Origin of the sequence: Corallococcus praedator (assembly GCF_003612125.1) — a bacterium.
Lineage (GTDB): Bacteria > Myxococcota > Myxococcia > Myxococcales > Myxococcaceae > Corallococcus > Corallococcus praedator.
The window spans coordinates 1-7,750 of record NZ_RAWI01000420.1 but is presented as its reverse complement, the minus strand read 5'-3'; the positions used below and the strand labels follow the sequence as shown (position 1 = coordinate 7,750).

The window sequence follows — 7,750 nt, the reverse complement described above, 5'->3', positions numbered from 1 at the left end:
CCGGCGGACGGTTTCCAAGGACCCCCATGCGCCCCCGCCTCCTCGCCGCCCTCTGTCTCCTGGCGCCCACCGCCGCCCTCGCCGCGAAGGACCCTCGCTGCGCCGGCAAGCCCGCCGCCCGCGCCGCCCGCTTCTCCGACACCGCCTTGAAGGGCACGTCCGCCGCGGAGCGTTACGCCGCCTACATCCAGGCGTGCGCGCTGGACGACGTGGTGGCCCTCACCCAGGGCCTTGTCCGCTTCAAGACGGTGAGCAGCGAGGCCCCCGCGTCCAAGAACCCGGAGATGGCCGCCATGGGCCGCTACCTGGAGACGTGGGCGAAGCAGCACGGCTTCGCCTTCCGCACCGTGGGCGAGCGCGACGTCTTCGAGCTGTCCTGGGGCGAGGGCGAGCCGCTGCTGGGGCTCGTCTTCCACGGCGACGTCGTCCCCGCCGCCGCGCACGAGTGGAAGCGCCCGCCCTTCAAGCCCGTCCTGGAGAAGGGGCGCCTGTACGGCCGGGGCGTGGAGGACGACAAGGGGCCCATCGCCTCCGCGCTGGTCGCGCTCGCGATGGCGAAGGACCTGGGCTTGAAGCCCCAGGGCCGCGTGCTCGTCATCATCGGCAACGGCGAGGAGAGCGACTGGAACGGCATGAAGAAGTACGCCGACACCGAACCCAAGCCCACGCACGTCATCTCCGTGGACTCCGGCTACCCGGTGATGGCCGCGCAGTCCGGCTTCGTCGCGTGGACGCTGGAGGCGCCCGTGGGCACGGCCGCCGCCACCCCGAAGGAGGGCACCACCGCGCGCGCCGTGGACGTCACCGCGGGCGAGTTCCTCACCCAGGTGCCCGGCGCCGCGACGCTGAAGCTCGTGCCCGTGAAGGGCCAGACGCCGGAGGTGGTGCTCGCGCAGGTGAAGGCCGCCATCGCCGCAGAGCAGCCCGCGCGCAAGGACCTGAAGGCGGACGTGAAGCGCGAGGGCGCCTCCGTCGTGCTCACCACCCACGGCAACGCGGTGCACTCCTCCGTCGCGGACGAAGGTCGCAACGCGCTCTGGGATTTGTCCGCCGTGGCCGCGCGTCTGTCATTGGAGGACAATGGCATCGCCGCGATGCTGCGCGTCGTGGCCCTGCGCTTCGACGGGGACCACCACGGCGACAAGCTGGGCGTCGCTTACCAGGACACGCTGATGGGGCCGCTGCTCGTCGCGCCCACCGTGCTGCGCGTGAAGGATGGCGCCGTGTCGCTGGGCATCAACATGCGCCGTCCGCAGGGCAAGGACGCCCCGGCGTTCAACGCGAGCCTGGACGCCGCCGCGAAGCGCGTGGGCGAGGATTCAGGCGGGCAGGTGAAGGAGGCCAGCGGCCGCTACGTGGGAGACCCGCATGTGGCGGACACGTCCGGCCCGCTGGTCCAGACGCTCATGGACATCTTCAAGCGCCAGCGCAAGGCGCCGGACGCCGTGCCCGGCTCCATCCGGGGCGGCACCTACGCGCGGCTGTTCCCCCGCGCCGTGGACTTCGGGCCGGCGTTCCCCAACGAGCCCTACACCGGCCATGCGCCCGACGAGTCCATCGCGCTGGAGACGCTGGACCTGAGCACGCGCATGCTCGCGGAGGCCGTGCACACGCTGGCCATCGCCCCCGCGCCGGACGCGAAGGCCACGCCGTAGCGGGGCCTCATCCGGAGCTTCATCCGGAGCTTCAGGGCGGCAGGTAGCCCCGGGGCGGTGGGACGCGGGGCCAGCGCACGGTGAAGGTCGTGCCCCGCTCCACGGTGGACTCCACGTGCACGCTGCCGCCGTGCATCTGGACGATCTCATGCACGATGTAGAGCCCCAGCCCCAGGCTGCGCTGCTTGCCCCCTTCGTCCGGCGTGAGGGATTGCTTGAAGGGGTCGAACAGGCGCGGCAGCAGGTGCTCCGGGATGGGGTCACCCTCGTTGTGCACCCGCATCACCACGTCCGTGCCTTCGTCGGTGAGCGACGTCTCCACCGGCGTGTCGTTGCGCGCGTGTTGCAGCGCGTTCACCACCAGGTTGCCCAGCACCTGCGTCACCCGGTCCGGATCCCACTGGCCCTCCAGGTTCCCGCCCCTCACCTCCAGGGTCAGGGGGCGCTCCGGGTACGCCACCTGCAATTCTTCCAGCATGCTCTGGCACAGCTCCACCATGTTCACGTGCTGGGGCGTCGTCGGGATGCCCCCGCCCAGGCGACTGCGCGCGAAGTCCAGGATGTCGTTGATCATCCGCGCCATCCGCGCCGAGGCCTTGCGGATGCGGTCCACGCCCCGGCGCGACGTCGCGTCCAGCCCTTCGAAGCGGCCCAGCATGAAGGCGGACGCGTTCACCGCGTGCAGGGGGTTGCGCAGGTCGTGTCCCAGCACCGCGAGCAATTCTTCGCGGAAGTTGACGGCTTGCTGGAGCGCGGCCTCCGCGCGCTTGTAGTCGTTGATGTCCACCACCGTGCTGCCCACCCCCAGCAGCACGCCGTCCCGGGTGCGCACCGGGAAGTAGTCCGCCCGCCAGTACCCGATGCCGCCCCGCTTCACATCCGGCCCTTCGATGAGCACGTCCTGCACGGGCTGGCCGGTTTCCAAGACCTGCCGCAGCGAACGCTCGATGGCATCTCCGGCGCCATCGCGGACCATCTCTTGCAACGGGCGGCCCTTGTGCGCCTCCACGGGCTTGCGGTTGAGGTTCGCGAGCACGTCGTTGATGCGCAGGTAGCGCAGCTGCGTGTCCAGGAACGTGATGCCCACGGGCGCGGCGTCCAGGAGCGAGTCCAACTGCGCCAGGGACCGCTCCGCCTCCTGTCGCGCCGCGCGCTCGCGCGTGTGCAGCTCCGTGCGCGCGATGTGCGCCGAGGCCCGCTGCGCGACGGCCCGGAAGAGCAGGGTGTCCGCGTCGGAGAAGGCGAACGCCGTGCGCGAACCCATGTACGCCACGCCCAACAGGCGGTCGCCGTCCATCAAGGGCATGCCGTACAGCGCGCGCAGGTCCTGCTGGCGCAGGGAGTCCAGGAGGACGCGGGGGTCGGTGGCGGCCGAGCGGATGAGGAAGGGCTGGTGCAGCACGGCCGCCTGCGCCGCCATGCTGTGCTCCACCGGGACGCGCTGGCCCTTCACCTCGTGGGTGCCCAGGCCCACCGCGGCGCGCACCACCAGCTCGTCGCCCTCCAGGAGCATCACCGCGGCCGCGTCCACGGCCAGCGTGGACTCCATCAGCCGGGTGAGCAGGCGCTCCAGGAGCGTCTCCATGTCCGGGTCGTCCAGCGTCGCCTCGGCCATGCGTTCCAGCGTCTGGAGGATGCGCTGCTTCATGTCCCAGAAGAACACCATCGACCGGGTCACCACCCGGTCGAGCGCCTCCTCCAGCCGCGTCAGGTCGCCGGGCCGCAGCCGCTGCTCCTGTGCCTCCAGGCGGTGGAGGATGCAGCGGCGCAAGAGCGCGTACTCGTGGGCCACCTCGCCCAGGTTGAAGCCTTCATCCAGGCGCGCGATGGCGTGCGCCACCTCCATGCGCTCGTCCAGGGTCTCCGACCCGAAGTCCACCGCGTCCGCCAGCGCGGAGAGCAGCTCCGGCAGGTGGTCGATGAGCCACGGCTCGCGCGGAGGCACCTTCCCCGCCAGGTGCTCCAGCACCGCCTGCTGCCAGTCCGCCAGCAGCGTCTCGCGGTGGGCACGCAGGAACTCCGCCGCCGACAGGCGGTCCTCGCTGCCCGTGCTCCCCTTCACGGGGCGTGAATCCGGCTCCTGCATCGCCAGTCTCCCCAGGCCCTCGCCCGGCCGCGCCGCCCTGTCGCAAGATTGCTCACGGTGTGCGCGCCGCGCTTCGTGTCTTCGTCCAGGGACGCCCCCATGGCGACCCCTCGCCCGTGGGTCCTGGGACGGGCTTCGGACGCACCGCCCGGCGTGCCGTTCACCTTCGTGCGCTCGGCGGGGCCAGGGCACGTTCCTCCGCATGGCGCCGTGGGGGGTCGGGTAGGGTGGCGGCCACCGCATGCGCACCCTCCTGCTCAACCGCTCCGCCGTGGCCCGCAACCTCCAGGCGCTCCTGCTCCTGGACGACATGCGCGAGGCCTTCCGCACCGACGCGCTGGCCCGCACGGTGGCCCCCCAGCGCGTGCGCGCGCCGCTGCACTCGGAGGGCACCGCGCTGGTGCTCTTCCCCGGCAGCGTGCCCGGCATCCCCGCGTACACCGTGAAGGTGCACGCGAAGTTCCCCGGCCAGTCCCCCGCCATCCAGGGCGTGGTGCACCTGCACGACCTGGTCACCGGCGGACTGCTGGCGGTGATGGACTCAGGCCACCTCACCTCCGTGCGCACCGGCGTCGTGGGCGCGCTGGCCGCGGACGTGCTGGCCCGGCCGGATGCGACGCGCGTGGCGGTGGTGGGCGCGGGCCGGCAGGGCGTGCTCCAGCTCAAGCAGCTGCGGCTGGTGCGCACGCTCAGCCAGGTGCGCGTCTACGACACGAACCTGGAGCACGCGAACGCGTTCGCTTCTCGCATGTACCAGGAGCTGAACCTGCCGGTGAGCGTGGAGACGTCCGTGGCGGACGCGGTGGCGGACGCGGACATCGTGGTGACGGCGACGTGGAGCCGCGAGCCCTTCCTGCACCCGGGCATGGTGCGGCCGGGCACGCACATCACCGCGCTGGGCGCGGACGAGCCGGGCAAGGCGGAGGTGTCCGCGGAGCTGCTGGCCTCGGCCCACTTCGTCTGCGACCACCGCGCGCTCAGCGTGGCGTCCGGGGCCGCTGGCGCGGTGGGCCTCTCGGAGGGCGCCATCCACGCGGAGCTGGGCGAGGTCATCGCGGGCCTCAAGCCCGGGCGCACGTCCCAGGAGCAGGTGACGGTGTTCGCGGCGGTGGGCCTGCCCTTCCAGGACCTGACCGCCGCGTGGCACGTCTTCCAGGCCGCATCCGGCGACGAAGACGTGCCCACGCTGGACTTCAGCGAGTAGGCGCGCGCGTCACGCCTTGGCGAGCGCCTGCGACAGGCGCGTGGCCTCCTGGTAGATGTCGGTGTCCTCCGCCAGCGGCATGGCGAGCACCTTCTGCACCAGCTCCTTCGCCTTCTTCTCCTGCCCCAGCCGCGCCTGCGCGAGCGCCAGGTTGAGCAGCGGCTCCGGACGCTCCGGGGCGCGGCGGGTGGCCTCCTCCAGCACCGTCACCGCGCGCGGCAGGTGCGTGTTCGCCGGCTCCGCGGGGATGCGCAAGAGCAGCTGGCCCAGGTTGTTCGCCGCGCGCCAGCCGTCGGGCGAGATGCCCATGCCCTGCTCGTACGCGGCGATGGCCTTGTCGTACGCGGGCGGCTCCTGCGACTCGAAGCAGGTGGCCTCCGCCATCTTCAGGGACTCGCTGGTGACGCCCAGCGACGCCATGGTCTGGCACAGGTGCCGGGCCTGTTCAATCTGACCGCGCGCCAGCATCAGCTGCGCGAGGTTCGCCTGGGCGTCCGCGTCCTTCGGGCGCGAGGCCGCGAGCGCGGAGGCCGCCTGGTAGGACGTGCGCAAATCGCGCAGCGCCATGGACAGCACCGTCACCGACGCCAGCAGGCGCGGCTGGTTGGGCACCGCCTTGAGGCCCTGCTCCAACACGCGGCGGGCGTCCACCAGCTTCTCCTGCGAGGACAGCGCGTGCGACAGGCTCAGGTACGCGGGCACGAAGCGCGGCTGCCGGGTGATGACCTCGCGCAGCGTGGCCAGCCCTTCCTCCGTCTTGCCGGCCTCCAACTGCACCTGGCCCAGGCGGTAGCGGAACACGTCCTGCTGGGGCTGGAGCTTCACCGCGTGGGTGAGGGCCTCCAGCGCCTGGGGCGCCTTGTCCTGCTTGATGAGCATCATGCCGCGGCCGAAGTGGGCCTCCGCGCGGTTGGGGTCCTGCGCGAGCACGGCCTGGTAGGCGTTGAGGGCGGCGACGAGCTGGCCCTTCTGCGCGGCGATGTTCGCGCGCACGAGGCCCGTCTCCGGCGTGGCGCCCTGCGCCTCCGCCTTCGCGAGCAGCGCCTCCGCCTGGGGCAGCTTGCCTTCCACCAGGGAGAGCTTGGTCATCACCACCAGCGCGTCGCGGTGCGCCGGGTTCTTCGCGAGGAGCTTCTCGGCCTCTGCCTTGGCCTGGGCAAGCTGGCCCGCAGCGAGGAGGGTTTCCAGAGAGTTCATGATGGAAAGTGTCCCCCAGCGTCCGGGGGCTGTCGAGCCACGGGAAAAAGGAAGGGCCCCGTCCGGATGGACGAGGCCCTGGGAAGCAGAGGCGAAAGCGTGCGGGGGACTACCAGCCGCCCAGCGCGTTCTTGATGCCCTCGCCGACGTTCTTGATGCCCTCGCCGACGTTCTTGATGCCCTCGCCGACGTTCTGCACCGCGTCCTTCACGCCGTCGCCAATCTTGCCCACGTCGACGGAGAAGCCGAACTCCACGCTCGCGCCGATGCCCAGCGCCGCGCCCACGTCGAAGTTGGCGGACAGCTTGCCGTCCTTCAGGCCGACGTTGGCTTCGAACTCCACGCCGATGCCGGCGAAGGCTTCCGCGCCCGCCGTGACGGTCGCGGGGCCAATCTCCTGCGTGACTTCCGCGCTGGCGCGGGCGCCGGCGAAGGCCTCACCGTGCACGGAGGCCGCGGCCTGGCCGTGGAGCGGATCCAACACCACCTGGCCCGTGGCGGTCGCCTCGGCGCCGACGTTGCCCTCCGCGCCCCACTCGGAGCGGCCCAGCGCGGTGTCCGCGTGGCCTTCCACCGAGCCGCGCACCAGGTCCGCCTTCGCCTCGACGCTGCCCTCGGCGCCAATCTTGCCGTGCAGCGGGTCGATGGAGACGTTGCCCTGCGCCGCCACGTCCGCCGTCAGCGCCTGGCCTTCCACGGTCGTGTGGAAGTTGCTGTTCGCGTCACCGAACGTGTGCTCGCCGGAAGCGGCGGTCCAGTTCTTGTTCCACTCGCCCTGGGCGACGGTCTGGTCGAAGCGGCTGGTCTCCAGCTGCCTCTGGATGTCCGACGTGGTGGAGGGGTTCACCTGGTTGCTGGTGGTGACCCGGTTGCCCTCGACGCCGCGGTTCAGGTTGATCGTCGCCTCGCCCTGCGCCCGGTTCTGCGACTGCGCCTGCACCTCGCGGCGCACGTTGGTGCCGTTCGCCGGGGTGGGGGTCGTGGGGTTCCGGAACACGGGACGGTAGCGGTTGGTCTCGATGGACATGAAGGGCTCCGGGGGCGCTGGGCGCTGGGGGAAGGCGTGTGACTTGTAGGTTTATCGGCTCGAACCCTGAGAAAGTTTCCGCTCCTCTTTTTTCAGCGCTGATCCGCGCCGGCCCTCTCAGTTCTCGGATCGCTCCGGGGCCAGGATTCCCCAGGGGTCCAGCACCGTCTTCAGCGTCCGCACCAGCTCGGTGGTCGCGTCCGGCACCGGCGGTGACAACTCCTGCGCCTGGAGTCCGGCTCGGGTCAGGAAGTACCCGGCCTGGGCCAGCTCCTGGGTGAGGGCGCGGTAGCAGGCGTGGGCGCGGGCGTCCTCGCCCCGGACGTCGCGATCATAGGCGAGCGCGGTGACGAGGTAGAGGCAGCGCGGGGAGTGGGCGAGGAGGGCCAGGTTGGGCTCCAGGCCGAAGAGGCGGGGGACGCGGTCGGCGATCTCCACGCCGCGCTTCGCGTGGGCGCTGGTGAAGGGCACGGCCACGGAGCACCAGATGAAGCCGCAGCGGTCTCGGTCCGGATCCGGGGCCTCCGGCTGCGGGGTGCGCTTCCTCCAGTAGGTCATGGCGAGGTTCGCCTCCGTGGGGA

Annotated in this window: 5 protein-coding genes and 1 pseudogene; 2 read left to right on the top strand and 4 right to left on the bottom strand. The window is 71.6% G+C overall.

The genetic code is table 11. The annotated features are described in order from the left end of the window. Positions 1 to 26 precede the first annotated feature (26 nt). A complete protein-coding gene (locus D7Y13_RS34865) occupies positions 27 to 1,655 on the top strand; it encodes a Sapep family Mn(2+)-dependent dipeptidase (protein WP_120630922.1) in 1,629 nt (542 codons plus the stop codon). Positions 1,656 to 1,686: 31 nt separating this feature from the next. Here the strand turns inward: D7Y13_RS34865 and D7Y13_RS34860 are convergent, their stop codons facing one another. After that, entirely contained in the window at positions 1,687 to 3,717 is a 2,031-nt protein-coding gene (locus D7Y13_RS34860; protein ID WP_233595973.1) for an ATP-binding protein, read from the bottom strand. Between the two features lie 265 nt (positions 3,718 to 3,982). On the opposite strand from D7Y13_RS34860, the gene D7Y13_RS34855 reads away from it, so the two are divergent. Next, positions 3,983 to 4,945 carry an ornithine cyclodeaminase family protein gene (locus D7Y13_RS34855; RefSeq protein ID WP_120535966.1) on the top strand — a complete coding sequence of 321 codons (963 nt, stop codon included), beginning with the start codon at positions 3,983 to 3,985 and terminating at the stop codon, positions 4,943 to 4,945. 9 nt (positions 4,946 to 4,954) lie between these two features. Here the strand turns inward: D7Y13_RS34855 and D7Y13_RS34850 are convergent, their stop codons facing one another. The 3 genes and pseudogenes from D7Y13_RS34850 to D7Y13_RS34840 all read right to left on the bottom strand — a co-directional run. After that, positions 4,955 to 6,142, bottom strand: coding sequence for a tetratricopeptide repeat protein (locus tag D7Y13_RS34850; protein ID WP_120535965.1), 1,188 nt, complete (start codon positions 6,140 to 6,142; stop codon positions 4,955 to 4,957). Between the two features lie 109 nt (positions 6,143 to 6,251). After that, entirely contained in the window at positions 6,252 to 7,169 is a 918-nt protein-coding gene (locus D7Y13_RS34845) for a hypothetical protein (protein WP_120585833.1), read from the bottom strand. A gap of 117 nt (positions 7,170 to 7,286) precedes the next feature. Next, a pseudogene (locus tag D7Y13_RS34840) lies at positions 7,287 to 7,750 on the bottom strand (FAD-binding oxidoreductase); the annotation flags it as partial.

What these genes read in the sequence shown, in the direction of transcription:
- D7Y13_RS34865 (WP_120630922.1), top strand. Translation starts at nt 27, where the DNA reads ATGCGCCCCCGCCTCCTCGCCGCCCTCTGTCTCCTGGCGCCCACCGCC.
- D7Y13_RS34855 (WP_120535966.1), top strand. Translation starts at nt 3,983, where the DNA reads ATGCGCACCCTCCTGCTCAACCGCTCCGCCGTGGCCCGCAACCTCCAG.
- D7Y13_RS34850 (WP_120535965.1), bottom strand. Translation starts at nt 6,142, where the DNA reads ATGAACTCTCTGGAAACCCTCCTCGCTGCGGGCCAGCTTGCCCAGGCC.
- D7Y13_RS34845 (WP_120585833.1), bottom strand. Translation starts at nt 7,169, where the DNA reads ATGTCCATCGAGACCAACCGCTACCGTCCCGTGTTCCGGAACCCCACG.